The sequence below is a fragment of the Variovorax sp. GW821-FHT10B04 genome (genome assembly GCF_059415645.1).
The window spans coordinates 303,112-318,083 of sequence record NZ_JBWKNQ010000007.1; the positions used below are offsets into that span (position 1 = coordinate 303,112).

The 14,972-nt window shown below is 70.1% G+C and carries 14 protein-coding genes; 8 read left to right on the plus strand and 6 right to left on the minus strand.

The window, feature by feature from the left end; translation table 11 throughout:
• Window positions 1-6: 6 nt before the first annotated feature.
• The 8 genes from AC07PZ_RS19335 to AC07PZ_RS19370 all read left to right on the plus strand — a co-directional run bounded on the left by AC07PZ_RS19335 (window position 7) and on the right by AC07PZ_RS19370 (window position 9,284).
• The gene (locus AC07PZ_RS19335; RefSeq protein WP_495296752.1) at window positions 7-315 is read left to right on the plus strand and encodes a hypothetical protein; all 309 of its coding nucleotides are present in this window, start codon (window positions 7-9) and stop codon (window positions 313-315) included.
• A gap of 8 nt (window positions 316-323) precedes the next feature.
• On the plus strand, window positions 324-2,444 hold the full coding sequence (locus AC07PZ_RS19340; protein WP_495296753.1) for a phosphocholine-specific phospholipase C: 2,121 nt from the start codon (window positions 324-326) through the stop codon (window positions 2,442-2,444).
• A gap of 58 nt (window positions 2,445-2,502) precedes the next feature.
• Window positions 2,503-3,525: an ABC transporter ATP-binding protein gene (locus tag AC07PZ_RS19345; protein ID WP_495296754.1), complete on the plus strand. Its 1,023-nt coding sequence runs from the start codon at window positions 2,503-2,505 to the stop codon at window positions 3,523-3,525.
• Window positions 3,522-5,174 (plus strand): ABC transporter permease subunit, encoded by a 1,653-nt coding sequence (locus AC07PZ_RS19350; RefSeq protein WP_495296755.1) that lies wholly within the window; start codon window positions 3,522-3,524, stop codon window positions 5,172-5,174. The genes AC07PZ_RS19345 and AC07PZ_RS19350 overlap by 4 nt, the downstream gene beginning before the upstream one ends.
• Before the next feature lie 25 nt (window positions 5,175-5,199).
• Window positions 5,200-5,976: a DeoR/GlpR family DNA-binding transcription regulator gene (locus AC07PZ_RS19355; RefSeq protein ID WP_495296756.1), complete on the plus strand. Its 777-nt coding sequence runs from the start codon at window positions 5,200-5,202 to the stop codon at window positions 5,974-5,976.
• 40 nt (window positions 5,977-6,016) lie between these two features.
• Window positions 6,017-7,411 carry an ethanolamine ammonia-lyase subunit EutB gene (locus AC07PZ_RS19360; RefSeq protein ID WP_495296757.1) on the plus strand — a complete coding sequence of 465 codons (1,395 nt, stop codon included), beginning with the start codon at window positions 6,017-6,019 and terminating at the stop codon, window positions 7,409-7,411.
• Between the two features lie 10 nt (window positions 7,412-7,421).
• Window positions 7,422-8,294: an ethanolamine ammonia-lyase subunit EutC gene (eutC, locus tag AC07PZ_RS19365; RefSeq protein ID WP_495296758.1), complete on the plus strand. Its 873-nt coding sequence runs from the start codon at window positions 7,422-7,424 to the stop codon at window positions 8,292-8,294.
• Between the two features lie 102 nt (window positions 8,295-8,396).
• Window positions 8,397-9,284: a hypothetical protein gene (locus AC07PZ_RS19370; RefSeq protein WP_495296759.1), complete on the plus strand. Its 888-nt coding sequence runs from the start codon at window positions 8,397-8,399 to the stop codon at window positions 9,282-9,284.
• A gap of 47 nt (window positions 9,285-9,331) precedes the next feature.
• Here the strand turns inward: AC07PZ_RS19370 and AC07PZ_RS19375 are convergent, their stop codons facing one another.
• The 6 genes from AC07PZ_RS19375 to AC07PZ_RS19400 all read right to left on the minus strand — a co-directional run bounded on the left by AC07PZ_RS19375 (window position 9,332) and on the right by AC07PZ_RS19400 (window position 14,953).
• On the minus strand, window positions 9,332-10,318 hold the full coding sequence (locus AC07PZ_RS19375) for a rhodanese-like domain-containing protein (RefSeq protein WP_495296760.1): 987 nt from the start codon (window positions 10,316-10,318) through the stop codon (window positions 9,332-9,334).
• Window positions 10,319-10,339: 21 nt separating this feature from the next.
• Entirely contained in the window at window positions 10,340-11,194 is an 855-nt protein-coding gene (locus tag AC07PZ_RS19380) for a DUF3047 domain-containing protein (RefSeq protein ID WP_495296761.1), read from the minus strand.
• Window positions 11,195-11,384: 190 nt separating this feature from the next.
• On the minus strand, window positions 11,385-11,810 hold the full coding sequence (locus AC07PZ_RS19385) for a YchJ family protein (RefSeq protein WP_495296762.1): 426 nt from the start codon (window positions 11,808-11,810) through the stop codon (window positions 11,385-11,387).
• Between the two features lie 78 nt (window positions 11,811-11,888).
• Entirely contained in the window at window positions 11,889-13,019 is a 1,131-nt protein-coding gene (locus AC07PZ_RS19390; protein ID WP_495296763.1) for an acyl-CoA dehydrogenase family protein, read from the minus strand.
• A gap of 33 nt (window positions 13,020-13,052) precedes the next feature.
• Window positions 13,053-13,682 carry a pyridoxamine 5'-phosphate oxidase family protein gene (locus tag AC07PZ_RS19395; RefSeq protein ID WP_495296764.1) on the minus strand — a complete coding sequence of 210 codons (630 nt, stop codon included), beginning with the start codon at window positions 13,680-13,682 and terminating at the stop codon, window positions 13,053-13,055.
• Between the two features lie 11 nt (window positions 13,683-13,693).
• Window positions 13,694-14,953 carry a glutamate carboxypeptidase gene (locus tag AC07PZ_RS19400; RefSeq protein WP_495296765.1) on the minus strand — a complete coding sequence of 420 codons (1,260 nt, stop codon included), beginning with the start codon at window positions 14,951-14,953 and terminating at the stop codon, window positions 13,694-13,696.
• Window positions 14,954-14,972 lie beyond the last annotated feature (19 nt).

Below are 14,972 nucleotides of genomic sequence, written 5' to 3' on the forward strand. Positions count from 1 at the left end.
ACGCGCATGTCCATTCGATCCTTCGACACGCAGGCCGCACCGGCGGCCCGGCCTCTGCGGCTCGCCGCGGCCCTGGTGATGTTGACAGCAGCCGCCGTGCTCGGTGCCTGCGGCGGCAGCGGCAGCAGCAGCGGCGACACGACGGCGACCACGCCGGCCGGCAGCACCGACCAGCCCACCGTGGTGGTCACGCCCAACGACCCGGCGACCGCCGGTCCGCCCGCCGCCGCACTCGTGCCGCCGGGCACCAGCACCGACGCATCGGCCACCACCACGCCAGCCCGCCGTCCCGAGACGGTTCGCTGCGCACCCTGAGGCACGCCATGACCACGAGCAAAGATTCCGTCTCAACCAGCCGCCGCAGCTTCCTGCGCGGCGCCGCGGCCGCCGCGGGCGCTTCGGCCACCCTCGGCCTGCTGCCACCCAGCATCCGGCGCGCACTCGCCATCCCGGCCGCACAGGACACCGGCACGATCAGCGACGTCAAGCACGTCGTGATCTTCATGCAGGAGAACCGCGCGTTCGACCACTACTTCGGCACGCTGCGCGGCGTGCGCGGCTTCGGCGACCGCTTCCCGGTGCCGCTGGCCAACGGCAAGCCGGTCTGGTACCAGCCGGCGACCACGGGCACCGCTACCTGCCTGCCTTTCCACTACGACACGACCAGCACCAGCGCGCAGCGCACCACGCCCATGGCGCACAGCTGGTCCGACGGCCAGCAGGCCTGGAACGGCGGCCGCATGAACCAGTGGGTCGCGGCCAAGACCGCGCGCGCACTCGGCTACTACCAGCAAAGCGACATGCCTTTCCAGTTCGCGCTGGCCGACGCCTTCACGGTGTGCGACGCGTACCACTGCAGCGAACTCACCGGCACCAACTCGAACCGGCTGTTCCTCTGGACCGGCAGCAACGACCCGCTCGGCCTGGGCGGCGGCCCGGCCATCGACAACACGAACGACGACCTCGCGAACGCGCCCGGCTACAGCTGGACGACGTACCCCGAGCGCCTGGAAGCCGCCGGCGTGACCTGGCAGATCTACCAGGACATGGCCGACAACTTCACCGACAACCCGCTGGAAGGCTTCACCAGCTACCGCGAGGCCTACTACGCGACCACGCCGACGGCGGCACAGGCGTCACTCAAGGCGCGCGCGCTGTCGACGCGCACGCTGGACGACCTGGCGGACGACGTGAAGAACGACCGCCTGCCGCAGGTCAGCTGGATCGTCGCGCCGGCCAAGTATTCGGAGCACCCCAGCCCGTCCTCGCCGCTGTGGGGCGCCGAGTACACCGAGCGCGTGCTGGACGCGCTCACGTCCGACCCGGCGGTGTGGAGCAAGACCGTGCTCTTCCTGATGTTCGACGAGAACGACGGCTACTTCGACCACATGCCGCCACCGGCAATCCCGTCGCTCAACGCGGACGGCACCGAAGCCGGCATGAGCACGGTGTCGACGCTCGGCGAGCGCAACAACCTGAAGTCGCCGTACCTCGGCTCGCCCTACGGCATGGGCTGGCGCGTGCCGATGTACGTGGTGTCGCCGTGGAGCCGCGGCGGCTGGGTCAACTCGCAGGTGTCGGACCACACGTCGGTGATCCGCTTCCTCGAAGCGCGCTTCGGCGTGGTGGAGCCCAACATCAGCGCCTGGCGCCGCGCGGTCAGCAGCGATCTCACGACCTGCTTCAACTTCGCGACGCCCAACGCCGCCCTGCCCGCGCTGCCGACCATCACCAGCGCGGCGGCCGACGCCGCGATCGCGCAGCAACTGCTCTACCCGACGCCGGTGGCACCGGCTGCCGGCACCGGCACGATGCCGCAGCAAACCACCGGCGTGCGTTACTCGCGCGCACTGCCTTATGAACTGCACACCAGCGGCCGGCCCGATGTCGAACGCCAGAAGTTCTGGCTGGTATTCGGCAACACGGGCCGGGTTGGCGCGGTCTACCAGGTCTACAACCACCTGGCGCTCGGGGACGTGCCGCGCCGCTACACGGTGGAGCCCGGCACGCTGCTCAACGACAGCTGGGCGCCCGCCACGGACGGCGGCTACGACCTGTCGGTTTTCGGCCCGAACGGCTTCTTCCGCCGCTTCCGTGGCGTGCTGCCGACCTCGCTCGCCGGCGGTGCCGGCCTGCCCGAGATCCGGGTCTGCTACGACACGGCCAACGGCGACGTGCACCTGGAGATGCACAACCTCGGCAACATCAGCTGCAACGTCACGGTGACGCCGAGCGCGTACCGCACCGATGGGCCGTGGAACTTCGCGCTGGCGCCCGGCCAGGTGGTGGTGCAGCAGTGGGACCTGAGCTACAGCAAGCACTGGTACGACTTCAGCGTGACCGCGAACGTCGACAGCGGCGGCACCTTCCTGCGGCGCTTCGCGGGCCGCGTGGAAACCGGTGACGACGGCATCAGCGACCCCGAGATGGGGCTCGCCACCTGAGGCCGCGACGCGGCCGACAGCGATTCAACGACAGACGACACCGACCCGGACAGACAGCATGGCATTGCAGATCAGGAACCTTCACAAGAGCTTCGGCGGCCAGGCCGCGCTGGAGCGCATCGAGCTCGACGTGGGAGGTGCGGAGTTCGTGTGCCTGCTCGGTCCGAGCGGCTGCGGCAAGACCACGCTGCTGCGCATCATCGCGGGGCTGATGGCGGCCGACGGCGGCAGCGTGTCGCTGAACGGCCGCGACCTCGCGCAGATGCCGGCGCGCGAGCGCGGCTTCGGCATCGTGTTCCAGTCGTACTCGCTGTTTCCGCACATGACGGTGGCGCAGAACGTGGGCTACGGCCTGCGCATCCGCGGCGAGGCGCCCGTCGCCATCGACCGCCGCGTGGCCGAGCTGCTCGCCATGGTCAAGCTGCCGACCTTCGGCGCGCGCTATCCGGGCGAGCTGTCGGGCGGTCAGCAGCAGCGGGTGGCGATCGCCCGCGCGCTCGCGGTCAATCCGTCGTTGCTGCTGCTCGACGAGCCGCTGTCGGCGCTCGACGCCCGCGTGCGCGCCGATCTGCGGCACGAGCTGCGCGAAGTGCAGCGCAGCCTCGGCATCCCGACGCTGATGGTCACCCACGACCAGGAAGAGGCGATGTCGATGGCCGACACCATCGTCTGCATGAACCAGGGCCGCATCGAGCAGCAGGGCAGCCCGCGCGCGCTGTACCTGCAGCCGGCCACCCGTTTCGTGGCCGACTTCATGGGGCACAGCAACCTGCTGTCGGCCGCGGCGGCCATGCGCCTCGCGGGCGATGCGCTGCCGACGCTGCCGGCCGGGCTGCGGGTGCCGGACGCATTGCTGTGCGTGCGGCCGGAACGGCTGGGCCTGCGGCCGGTGGGTGGCACGGGTGGCCCCGCCGTCGGCGAGGTTCTGGGCACCAGCTTCCTCGGCAGCATCCAGCGTGCGCGCGTGCGCTGGCACGACATCGAACTGCTGGCCGAAACCAGCAGCGCCATGCCGCTGGCGGCGGGCCAGCCGGTGTCGCTGGCGATCGACACCGACGGCTGCAGCTGGGTGCGCGCATGAAGGCGGGCACGTTGCCGATGCGCCCGGCCGACGTCTGGCTGCTGCGCGCCTGCCTGTGGCTGCCGCTGGCCGCGCTGGCGATGTTCTTCGGCGTGCCGATGCTGGGCATCGGCTGGCGCAGCCTGATGCAGGACGGCGGCGGTGTCGGCCTGGCCAACTATGCGGCGCTGCTCGACACGCCCGGCGTGTGGCGCGCGCTGTCCAACAGCCTGCTGCTGGGCGTCTCGACGACGGTCGTCACGCTGCTGCTGGCCTTCGTGCTGGCCTACGGGCTGGAGCGCACCCGCATGCCGGGGCGCAGCTTCACCGCCATCGGCATGGCGCTGCCGGTGCTGGCGCCGTCGCTGGTGCTGGGCCTCGGGCTGATCTTCCTGCTGGGGCGCAACGGCGTGGTCGGCAAGATGCTGGGCGTGCGGCCCGACATCTACGGCTTCTGGGGCCTGCTGGTCGCCGACGTGATGTACGCATTGCCGCAGGCGGTGCTGATCCTGCGCACCGCGCTGCGCCACGGCGACGCGCGCCAGTATGACGCGGCCGAGGTGCTCGGCGCGACGCCGTGGCGCCAGTTCGTCGACATCACGCTGCCCGGCGTGCGCTACGGACTGCTGAGCGCGGCCTTCGTGGTGTTCACCGTCACCATCACCGACTTCGGCAACGCGGTGGTGATCGGCGGCAACTTCCAGGTGCTGGCCACCGAGATCTACAACCAGGTGAGCGGCCAGATGAAGTTCGGCCTGGGCGCGGTGATCGGCATCGTGCTGCTGGTACCGGCGGCGCTGTCGGTCTTCATCGAGCACGCGGCAGCGCGGCGGCAGGCCGGCGTCGGGGCCGAATCGGCGCAGCCGCCGGCGCCGAAGCGCCGACCGGGCCGCGACGGCGCCTTCTTCGCGGCGGCGCTGCTGATCGCCGGCACGATCTACGCGGTCATCTTCACCGTCGTGATCGCGAGCTTCATCCGGCTCTGGCCGTACCGGCTCGACCTGACGCTGAAGCACTACGACATCAACATCGCGGGCGGCTACGCGCCGCTGTGGACATCGATCGGCGTGTCGCTGATCGCGGCCGGCGCGGGCACCGCGCTGCTGTTCCTGCTGGCCTTCGGCGTGCAGCGCCTGCCCGGGCACGCGGCCCGCGCGGCGCGGCTGCTGAGTGCGCTGCCGGTCGCCGTGCCGGGGCTGGTGCTCGGGCTGGCCTACGTGTTCACCTTCAACTCGGCCGACATGCCCTGGGGTTGGCTCTACGGCAGCGCGGCGCTGCTGGCGCTATGCAACTACTACCACTATCACACGCAGGGTTTCGTCAGCATGACGACCGCCATGCGCACGGTGCCAGGCGCGCTGGAAGACGCCACGTCGGTGCTCGGCGGCGGCATCGGCCGGGTGCTGGGCGATGTCTACTGGCCGGCGATGCGCACCACGCTGCTGGCGATCGCGGTGTTCCTGTTCATGCGCTCGATGGTCACGCTGTCGGCGGTGATCTTCCTGATCACGCCGTCGCTGTCGATGGGCTCCGTCACCGTGATGCGGCTGGACGAAGCCGGCTTCACGTCGCAGGCGGCCGCGTTCTCGACCTGCATCATGGCGGTGGTCGGCGGCATGGCACTGGTCTTGCACCTTCTCACCCGCCGACACGCCCAGAAGGCACACTGAGCGACCTTCCCATCCATCGCCATCCATGCTTCAAGAAGAACGATTCCTGCGCATCCGGAACCTGCTCGCAACCTTCTCGCGGGTGAGCGTCGACCGCATCGTGCAAGACCTGGACGTGTCGCGCGAAACGGTCCGCCGCGACCTGCTCGAACTCGAGGGCGAAGGCGTGCTGCGCCGCGTCCACGGCGGCGCCGTCGCGACCGGCCCCGAGCCCGAGCCGCCGCTCGCCACCCGGCTGGTCGTGCGCCAGAAGGAGAAACGCGCCATCGCCAAGGCAGCCGTCGCGCTGCTGCTGCCGGGGCAGACGATCTTCCTCGACGCCGGCAGCACCACCTCGATCCTGGCGGAAGAGATCGCCGCGCTCAGCGGGATGACGGTGATCACCAATTCGCTGAGCATCGCGCTGAAGCTCGCGGGCGCCGACGAAGGGCGCGCCGCGCGCAACGAGACGATCCTGCTGGGCGGGCGCATCGACGTGAAGACGCAGGCCACGCACGGCGATGCCACCGTCGAGGAAATCCATCGCTACCGCGCCGACGTCGCGCTGCTCTCGCCGGTCGGGCTGCATGCGCGGCACGGCGCCATGAGCTTCGAACACCACGAGGCGGCGATCGCACGCGCCATGGCCGGGCAGTCGCAGCAGGTCGTCATCCTGGCCGACCACGCCAAGATCGGCCAGGCGAGCCGCGTCACCTATGCGCGCACGGCCGACATCCATGCGGTCGTCACCGACGCCAAGGTCCGCGAGATGCCCGGCCTGCCGGCGCTGCGCAAGGCCTGCGAGCGCGTGGTCATCGCCTGACCCGGCCCCCGCCGCACACCGACCCCGGAGAACCGACGCCATGCCCTACCGCCACACCATCGACCACGCCAACTGGCAGTTCGCCGATCTGCGCGAACTGATGGCCAAGGCCACGCCCGCGCGATCGGGCGACCTGCTGGCCGGGCTGGCGGCCGGCACCGCGGTCGAGCGCATGGCGGCGCGCATGTGCCTGGCCGACGTGCCGCTCAGGCGCTTCCTGGAAGAGCTGCTGATCCCGTACGAGAGCGACGAGGTCACGCGGCTGATCGTCGACACGCACGACGCCGCGGCCTTCGCGCCGATCGCGCACCTCACCGTCGGCGGCTTTCGCGACTGGCTGCTGTCCGATACCGCAGACAGCGCGATGCTGGCGCGCGTGGCGCCCGGCATCACGCCCGAGATGGCGGCGGCGGTGAGCAAGCTGATGCGCAACCAGGACCTGATCCTGGTCGCACGCAAATGCCGCGTTGTCACGCGCTTTCGCAACACCATCGGCCTGCCCGGCCACCTGGCGGTGCGCCTGCAGCCCAACCACCCGACCGACGACCTGCGCGGCATCGCGGCCTCGATGGTCGACGGCCTGCTCTATGGCGCGGGCGACGCAGTGATCGGCATCAACCCGGCGACCGACAGCGTGCCGGCGCTCACGCGGCTGGTGCACATGCTCGACGAGCTGATCGCCAAGCTCGGCATCCCGACGCAGTCGTGCGTGCTGACGCACGTGACGAACACCGTGCAGATGATCGAGCAGGGTGCGCCGGTCGACCTGGTGTTCCAGTCGGTCGCCGGCACCGAGCGCGCCAACACCAGCTTCGGCGTGAGCCTGTCGCTGCTGCGCGAGGCGCACGAGGCCGCGCTGTCGCTCAAGCGCGGCACGCTGGGCGACAACGTGATGTATTTCGAGACCGGCCAGGGCAGCGCGCTGTCGGCCGGTGCCAACCACGGCGTCGACCAGCAGACCTGCGAGGCGCGCGCCTATGCGGTGGCCCGCGCCTTCCGGCCGTTGCTGACGAACACGGTGGTCGGCTTCATCGGACCGGAGTACCTGTACGACGGCAAGCAGATCATCCGTGCCGGCCTGGAGGACCACTTCTGCGGCAAGCTGATGGGCGTGCCGCTGGGCTGCGACGTCTGCTACACCAACCATGCCGAAGCCGACTCCGACGACATGGACACGCTGATGACGCTGCTCGGCGCGGCCGGCCTGACCTTCATCATGGGCGTGCCGGGCGCCGACGACATCATGCTCAACTACCAGAGCACGTCCTTCCACGACGCGCTGTACCTGCGCGAGGTGCTCGGCCTGAAGCGGGCGCCCGAGTTCGAGGCCTGGCTGCAGCGCATGCAGCTGTCCGATGCGCGCGGCCACGTCGGCGCCGTGCCGGCCGGACACCCGGCGCTGCAGCAGATGCGGCAACTGCGCCTCGCCGCGTGAAGGACCCGCGATGACCGACCCCGCGAACGAACCGATCGCCGAGCCTGCCGGGCCCACCGAATCTGACGTGGCGCCCGAGGCCGGCACCACCACGCAGGACCCCTGGGGCGACCTGCGCGCCTTCACCTCGGCGCGGCTGGCGCTGGGGCGCGCCGGCGCCAGCATGCCGACCGCCGAGCTGCTGCGCTTCGGCTTCGCCCATGCGCAGGCCCGCGACGCGGTGCATCTGCAGCTCGACGGCGCCGCGCTGGCCCGGTCGCTGGCCGACGACGGGCTGCAGAGCCTGCAGGTGCACAGCGCCGCACCCGACCGCGCCGCCTACCTGCTGCGGCCCGACCTGGGCCGGCGGCTGGACGACGCGAGCGCGCAAGCCTTGCGCGCCGCGGCCGGGCCCGATCCGACGGCCGGCTGCGACCTGCTGCTGGTGGTGGGCGACGGCCTGTCCTCGCTGGCGGTCGAACGCAACGCCCGGCCGCTGATCGCCGCGATCCGCGCACACGCGCCGGCCGGCTGGCAGCTCGGGCCGGTGGTGATCGCGCAGCAGGCGCGCGTGGCGCTGGCCGACGAGGCGGGCGCGCTGCTCGGTGCGCGGCTGGTCGCGATGCTGATCGGCGAGCGGCCGGGTCTCAGTTCGCCCGACAGCCTCGGCCTCTACCTGACCTGGCAGCCGGCGGTCGGCCGCCACGACGCGGAACGCAACTGCATTTCGAACATCCGTCCCGAAGGCCTCGCGCCCGAAGCCGCGGCCCGGCGCTTCTGGTGGCTCGCGCAGGAAGCCAGGCGGCTGCAGCTCACCGGCGTGCAGCTGAAGGACCGCAGCGACGACACGGTCATCGGCAGCGCGGCGGCGCCTTCATTGCCCGGCGACACGCCCCGCGGCTGAGGCGGCGGCGCCCCCTTTTCCGGACGGACGCGGGCACAAGCCGCGCCCGTTCTTTTTCGGTGGCTCACGCCGCCTGTTTTCCCGCAACTGGAGTTCATTCACATGATCCGCAAGTTCTGGCCCCTGACCGTCGTCGCCCTGTCCACCGCGCTGCTCGCCGCCTGCAGCACGACCGGGACCTTCACAGCCACCGCGTCCGCACCGGCGATCGACAACAGCGCGATCGGCCAAGCCGAGTTCCGCGCGCACAAGACCACCTACGGCGTGGTCTACAAGCTGCCCAAGGAAGTGAACGACGTGCTCGACGCACGCATCTACCCGACGCTGCGGCAGGACCTGGTGCGCCTCGGCCTGCAGGCCGAGGCGCAGAACTTCAACATCCCGCACGTGACGGTGGTGCACATCCACAGCGCCGATCCGACGACGCCGCAGAAGATGCTCAAGGCACTGCCGAAGCCGCCGGCGCCGATCCAGCTGACGCTGAAGAACTTCTACACGACCGAGGCCGCGAAGGACGCCGGCCGCCCGTGGTGGCTCGATCTCGGCATCGTGAAGACCGGCCAGGGCTTCGAGAACATGATGGCCTACAACACCGTCACGACCGCGGCCATGGCGCCGCTACGCGACGGCCCGCTGCCGCGTGTCACCGGCCCGGTCTACGCCAAGATGGGCGAAGCCGGCCGCGAGCTGGTGGCGACGATGGGCGTGAGCGGCGTGAACGTGGTGAAGGACGGCAAGGAGCTGCGCGCCCACAACCCGCACAACACGCTGGTCTACAGCATGGCGCCCTTCACGCCCGCGCTGCAGGCCTCGATGAACCAGGTCGCCGCCAAGTTCAACACCGTGCTGCCGAACGGCATCGACACCACCTTCCGCGATGTGTCGATCGTCGAACTGGCTTTCGCAGGCAACGTGACGCGCGAGATCTACCGGGTGAGCCTGGTCGACGGCAGCGTGATCGACGTCGCGACCGGCCGGACGATCAGGTAAGAGGCATGGAAGCAGGGAAGGAGGAAAAGAAGCGGCGGCCTGCGCAATCAGGCGCCGCGCAGCACCTGCGCGTCGACCACCAGCACGTCGTCGACGGTTGACGCAGGTGCGGCGGTGGCCTGTTCCGCCAGCGCCCACGCCTCGAGACCACCCGCGAGCACGCGCACGCGCGGCAGACCGGCGGCCATCAGCACCCGCGCCGCCGCGATGGACGACTCGTCGTCCGGGCAGTCGCAGAACAGCACCAGCGTGCGGCCATCGGCCAGCGGGCCGAGCGCGCCGGGCAGTTTCCGGAAATCGATGTTGATCGCGCCAGGAATCTTCCGGTCGTCGATCGCCACCGACGACGCGGGCCGCACGTCGATCACGGTCGGTGCGCCGGCACCGCCGATCGCGGCGCGCAGCGCGTCGACGCCCATGTGCTCGATGTCGTCCGAACGCAGCGCAAGGCGCCGCTGGCGGTAGCGCCAGCCCAGGAAGGCGATCAGCAGCACCGCGAACACGACCATCGCGCCGAGGCCGATGTTCGACAGCACCGCGATCACGTCGTTGATGGCGGAATGGAAGATCCGTCCGACCAGCAGGAAGCCGAGCGTCCAGATCAGCGCGGCCGCGGTTTCGTACGCCAGAAAGCGCAGGTTCGACATGCCCAGCGCGCCGGCCATCGGCGGCGCCACCACCGACACGCCCGGCACGAACTTGGCCGCGATCAGCGACAGGCCGCCCCAGCGGCCGAGGATCGATTCGCTGCGCTTGACGCAGGTGTCGGCCGACAACGAGATGCGGCACAGCAGGCGCATCACGCGGTAACCCCAGCGGCGGCCGGCCAGGAACCAGACGCCGTCACCCAGGATGTTGCCCAGCACCGCGGCCAGCACGACCGCCGCGAACGACACCTGCCCGCCGACCGACAGGCCGCCTGCCACGATCAGGAACGGCACCGCCGGCACGGGCGCGCCGATGCGCGCCGCGAGCGTGGCGAAGAACACCACGGCGGGACCCTGACGGGCAAGCAGTTCGAGAACGTCGTTCATGACAGGCAATCGGGGCGGCGCTCAGTCCGCCGAAGGGCTGCGCGCCGGGGCGGGCGCGCTCGCATTGTGGGCCGCTGCGCCCAGGCGCAGGTCGAAGTCGGAGAAAAAGGCCAGGCCGTGGCCATGGGTGTTGTCGGCGTCCGCGGAAACGGCCACCGCCACCACGTCGGGCACGGTGTCGCCGGCCTCGTCGCCGAAGACACGCCGGTAGTCGGCCAATATGTTGCGCCGCTCCGGCAGCCAGGTGCCGGGGGCGGCGGCGCCGGACTCGATCACGATCATCCGGATCCGCTGGGTGAAGGCGCTGGGCAGCGACGTGCCCTTGGCCTCCTTCTGGTCCCAGACGTAGCAGAGCGTCTCGGTCGGCACGTCCTCGCCGGTGGCGTTGCGCGCCAGCGCGAGCTTGGCGCGCTCGCCGAAGGACAGGCGCTCGACCGGCAGGTCGAAGAAGACACAGACCTTGGCCGCGCCGTCGTCACCCGCGCGGGTGCGCAGGTCGGCACCGGCCACGAACTCGTCGACCCGCCAGCGCCAGGCCAGCGTGGTGTCGGACTGCAGCGGCACCATCACGGGATGCACGAGGTTGCCGTAGGCGCCGTCGGTTTCGACCTTGAGCACCTGGCGGCCGTCCTGCTGGACGATGTCGAAATGCGTCCGCTCCTTGTGGGGCAGCGTGGTGAAGCGCCAGGGCACCGGTGGCTGCGCGCCGGGCGCGGTCGAGAACGGCGTGAGCAGCGGACGGTCCTGGGCACGAGCGGCCGGCGACACCAGGGCCAGCACGGCCGCCAGTGCGAGCACCGCGGCGCCGGCCAGCGGCAGCGCGAGCGCAGCCAGCCGCAAGCGGGAATTCGTCCGTGTCGTCGTACGAGAAGTCATGGCGCGCCTGTGTCGGTGTGTGTTGTATTCGGTGCGGGCTGCCCGGGGTTCGGGCGGAGGTCGCACGCCTGCGGCGCCGACCCCTGGAGTGTGAGGGCGGCGAGGCAGAAGATAAATACGTCGAAAGGAACCACTCTGTCTCTGCCAAAGAGACAATTCGGCGTCTCCGCCTACGGGCGCCGCCGCGGGTTCAGCGCAGGTCGCCGTCCAGGTAATACCAGCGTTCATCCTCGCGCACGAAGCGGCTGCGTTCGTGCAGGCGGGTCGCCACGCCGGCCGCGCTGCGCTGGCGCGCGACGAACTCGACTTCCGCATGTTCGGCGTCGAGCACGGCGCGCGAACGCACGTCCAGCCCCAGCCATTTCACGCCCGGCTCGAACACGATCGAGGCCGGCCGACGCGACACATGCCAGGTGGCAAGCAGGTAGTCGCCCTGCTCGCGCACGAAGGCGGTGTAGCGCGAGCGCATCAGCGACTCGGCATCGGGCGCCGGCGTCTTCTCGAAATCGTCCAGATAACGGCCGCAGCATTGGACGTAGGTGAGCGGTAGCTCACGCCGGTCGCGGCGTCCGCAGGGGCAAGGCACGCGGGCCGAATTGGCGGAGGAAGTGGACATGAGAAGAAGCAGACGGGAGATCGGCGCGTATTGTGCCGCCCCCGGTACAAACCCGCAGTCGCCTGCGGCGTTGGCCGGTCAGGCCAGCGCGCGCTGGATCAGCAGCTTCTGCACGTCCGACGTGCCTTCGTAGATCTGGCAGACGCGCACGTCGCGGTAGATCCGCTCCAGCGGGAAGTCGTTCACGTAGCCGTAGCCGCCGAGCGTCTGGATGGCCGCGCTGCAGACCCGCTCGGCCATCTCGCTGGCGAAGAGCTTGGCCATGGCGGCTTCCTTCAGGCACGGGCGGCCGGCGTCGCGCAAGGCGGCCGCATGCCAGATCAGCTGGCGCGCGGCCTCGAGCTGGGTCGCGCAATCGGCCAGGCGGAAGCCGACCGCCTGCAGGTCGAAGATGCTGCCGCCGAAGGCCTGCCGCTCCTTGGCGTAGGCCACCGCCACCTCGAACGCGCTGCGGGCCATGCCGACGCTTTGCGCGGCGATGCCGATGCGGCCGCCTTCGAGCGCGCCGAGCGCGATCTTGTAGCCCTCGCCTTCGGCGCCGATCAGGTTTTCCACCGGGATGCGGCAGCCGTCGAAGTTGATCTGCGCGGTGTCGCTCGAATGCTGGCCCAGCTTGTCCTCCAGCCGCGCGACGGTGTAGCCCGGCGTGTCGGTCGGCACGATGAAAGCGCTCATGCCGCGTTTGCCGGCGCCCTTGTCGGTCACCGCGATGACGATGGCGACGTGGCCGTTCTTGCCGCTGGTGATGAACTGCTTGACGCCGTCGATCACGTAGGCGTCGCCCTCGCGCCGCGCGGTGGTGCGCAGGCTCGACGCGTCGCTGCCGGCCTGCGGCTCGGTCAGGCAGAAGGCGCCGAGCATCTGGCCCTGCGCCAGCGGCCAGAGCCACTGCTTCTTCTGCCGGGGGTTGCCGTAGCGCATCAGGATCGCGTTGACCGGGCAGTTGGTCACGCTGATCGCGGTGCTGGTGCCGCCGTCGCCGGCCGCGATCTCTTCGAGCACCAGCGCCAGCGTCAGGTAGTCGAGGCCGGCACCGCCGTCGTCCTCGGGCACGCAGATGCCATAGGCGCCGAGCGCCGCCAGGCCCTGGTGCGCGGCTTTCGGAAAGGAGTGCTCGCGGTCCCACATCGGCGCGTGGGGCCAGAGCTCGGCCTGGGCGAAAGCGCGTACCGCGTCGCGAATGGCTTCCTGGTCGGGGGTCAGCAACATGTCTTGTCTCCTGATGGCTTCTTGAGGTTTCAGTTATCTGGCGGGCGACTGCTCTTCGGCGATCAGCTTCTGGAAGCGCGCCACGGTCTCGGCCTGCGTCTCGGTGGCGGCGCCGAGGCCGATCTGGTCGTGGATCATCTGGTTCATCGACGGCAGCAGCGTGCGCTCCGACCAGCTGCCGGGCTCCCACAGCCGCGAGCGCATGAAGGCCTTGGCGCAGTGCAGGTAGGCCTCTTCCACGCGGACCTCGATCACCACCTTCGGCCGCTGGCGCTCCTGCGCGAAGTGCTCGGCAAATTCGGGCTCGTCGCGCAGACGCGCCGAGCCGTTGATCCGCAGCGTCTCGTCGAAACCTGGGATCAGGAACAGCAGCCCGATGCGCGGATCGCGCAGCAGGTTCTCCAGCGTGTCGAGCCGGTTGTTGCCGCCCGAATCGGGCAGCAGCAGCGTGCGCGCATCGGTGACCTTGGCAAAGCCGGGCTCGCCGCCACGCGGCGAGGCATCGAGCAGCTGGCCCGCCAGGCCGGCGCTCGCGATCACGCAGAACGGCGACAGTTCGATGAAGCGGGTGCAGTGCACGTCGAGCTGCGCGAGCTGCTTGCGCAGCGCCCGGTCGCCGGGCTGCGCATACACCGCACGGAGCTGGTCGAGGGTTTCGATCATGGGCGGCCGCCTTACTTGCCGGCGCCCAGGTCCATGATCATCCGGGTCGCCATGTACAGGCGGCGCGGAATCGCATCGACCATCACGTATTCGGCCTTGTCGCTGTGGTAGCCGAAGCCCGGCAGGCCCAGGCTCTCGATCACCGGCTTGCCCGACAAGGCCGCATAGGCCGCGTCGGTGCCGCCGCCGGTGCGCTCGTCGATCTGCAGCGTGCCGCCGGCCTCCTTGTAGTAGCCGACCGCCTTGTCGATCAGCATGCGGCCACCCTCGCCCGCGTTGAAGGCCGGCCGGCCGCTCGTCACGAGAACGCTGACTTCGGCGCCCGGCACCTTCTTCTGCTGTGCCCGCTCCTGCAGCGTCTTCATGGCGGCGTCGAAGTCCTCGTTGCGCGCATAGCGCACGTCGGCATTGACGGTGGCGCTGTCGGGGATGATGTTGTTGACCGCGCCGCCCTTGATGATGGTCCAGTTGAAGCGCAGGCCCTTGGCCTTGTCGTCGATGTCCATCGTGCGCAGCACCAGGTCCGCGGCCTCGACCACGGCGTTGATGCCCAGCTCGGGCGCCGCGCCCGCATGCGAGGCCTTGCCCTTGATGTTGGCCTGCACGTAGGCGATGCCCGAGGTGCCGAGCGACAGGCTCTCGCGCTCGGCCGCGGTCGGCTCGAAGGACAGCACGTAGTCGGCTGCCTTCGCTTCTTCCTGGATCAGGTCGCGCGAGCCGAAGGAGCCCTTTTCCTCGTCGGTGTTGAACAGCACCGTGATCGAGCCGAACTCGCGAAAGCCGTAGGTCTTGAGCAGCTTCAGCGTGTGCAGGATGACCGCGTTGCCGCCCTTGTCGTCGGCGATGCCCGGGCCGTAGGCCTTGTTGCCTTCGACGCGGAACGGCGCCTTCGCCAGCGTGCCCTTCAGGTACACGGTGTCCATGTGCGAGATCAGCAGCAGGTTCTTGCCGCCGCGGCCCTTCAGCTTGCCGACGATGTTGTCGCCGACCACGATGCCGGCCGACTTGTGGCGCGTCACGGCGAAGCCGAGCGACTTGAGCTCGCCCTCGAGGTAGTTGCCCGCGGCGGCCAGGCCGTCGGCGTCGCCGGTGCCGGTTTCGATGTTGACCAGCGCTTCGAGCGTCTTCAGGACTGCCGGCTGCTCGGCCGTGGCCGCATCGAACAGCACGTTGTCGCGCTTCTGCGCGAAGGCGGCAGGTGCGAGCAGCGCGGTGCCCAGGGCAGCGGCGAGCAGGGCAGAACGGGTGGAACGGGAAAAGCGCAGATGCATGGAAACTCCGAGAGAAAAC

Coding starts and splice junctions, on each gene's coding strand:
- AC07PZ_RS19370 (WP_495296759.1), top strand. CDS start 8,397: ATGATCCGCAAGTTCTGGCCCCTGACCGTCGTCGCCCTGTCCACCGCG.
- AC07PZ_RS19360 (WP_495296757.1), top strand. CDS start 6,017: ATGCCCTACCGCCACACCATCGACCACGCCAACTGGCAGTTCGCCGAT.
- AC07PZ_RS19385 (WP_495296762.1), bottom strand. CDS start 11,810: ATGTCCACTTCCTCCGCCAATTCGGCCCGCGTGCCTTGCCCCTGCGGA.
- AC07PZ_RS19380 (WP_495296761.1), bottom strand. CDS start 11,194: ATGACTTCTCGTACGACGACACGGACGAATTCCCGCTTGCGGCTGGCT.
- AC07PZ_RS19390 (WP_495296763.1), bottom strand. CDS start 13,019: ATGTTGCTGACCCCCGACCAGGAAGCCATTCGCGACGCGGTACGCGCT.
- AC07PZ_RS19350 (WP_495296755.1), top strand. CDS start 3,522: ATGAAGGCGGGCACGTTGCCGATGCGCCCGGCCGACGTCTGGCTGCTG.
- AC07PZ_RS19395 (WP_495296764.1), bottom strand. CDS start 13,682: ATGATCGAAACCCTCGACCAGCTCCGTGCGGTGTATGCGCAGCCCGGC.
- eutC (WP_495296758.1), top strand. CDS start 7,422: ATGACCGACCCCGCGAACGAACCGATCGCCGAGCCTGCCGGGCCCACC.
- AC07PZ_RS19375 (WP_495296760.1), bottom strand. CDS start 10,318: ATGAACGACGTTCTCGAACTGCTTGCCCGTCAGGGTCCCGCCGTGGTG.
- AC07PZ_RS19335 (WP_495296752.1), top strand. CDS start 7: ATGTCCATTCGATCCTTCGACACGCAGGCCGCACCGGCGGCCCGGCCT.
- AC07PZ_RS19345 (WP_495296754.1), top strand. CDS start 2,503: ATGGCATTGCAGATCAGGAACCTTCACAAGAGCTTCGGCGGCCAGGCC.
- AC07PZ_RS19400 (WP_495296765.1), bottom strand. CDS start 14,953: ATGCATCTGCGCTTTTCCCGTTCCACCCGTTCTGCCCTGCTCGCCGCT.
- AC07PZ_RS19355 (WP_495296756.1), top strand. CDS start 5,200: ATGCTTCAAGAAGAACGATTCCTGCGCATCCGGAACCTGCTCGCAACC.
- AC07PZ_RS19340 (WP_495296753.1), top strand. CDS start 324: ATGACCACGAGCAAAGATTCCGTCTCAACCAGCCGCCGCAGCTTCCTG.